This window comes from Bifidobacterium sp. RTP21102st3_E2_RTP21102_210122 (assembly GCF_040916945.1).
GTDB classification, from domain to species: Bacteria; Actinomycetota; Actinomycetes; order Actinomycetales; family Bifidobacteriaceae; genus Bifidobacterium; species Bifidobacterium longum.
Map to the genome: position 1 here is coordinate 1 of NZ_JBCPAN010000023.1, position 543 is coordinate 543.

The 543-nt window shown below is 69.4% G+C and carries 1 pseudogene; it reads left to right on the top strand.

The annotated features are described in order from the left end of the window. Positions 1–543 (top strand): annotated as a pseudogene (locus AB5287_RS09960) (primosomal protein N'); the annotation flags it as partial.

Sequence of the window (543 nt, forward strand, 5' to 3'; positions counted from 1 at the left end):
GCGCATGGGTGATGGGGTGCCGCGCTGCCGGTGGTGCGCTGCGGCGGCGGTCGACTGGCATTGCCCGCATTGCGGCTGCGAGCGCATGCGCGTGATACGGGTTGGCGCAACCGGCACCGCCCGCGAGCTGGGCGGCCTGTTCCGCGGTGTGTCCGTCGTCATATCGTCGCCGAGCCAGCCGCGAGGCGTCGTCGAGTACGTGGATGATGCGCCGCGCATCGTCATCGCCACGCCGGGAGCGGAGCCCCGCGTGCTGCCTGCATCCCGTCAATCGGAGCAGGATGCCGGCGAATATCGTGCCGTGGCGATCCTGGACGCGTGGAACAGTCTGTATGCGCCGGGTGTGGACGCCCGCGTGGACGCGCTGACGGCGTGGATGCGGGTCATGGCGTTGTGTGCGCCCCGCACTCGTGGCGGACAGGGTCTGCTGATTGGTGAATGCGATCCTGCAGTGGCCCATGCGCTGATGATGTGGGATTCGGCGTCGCTCGCCCGGAACGAATTGCTGGAGCGTGGGCAGGCCGGCATGCCTCCGGTGTGCGC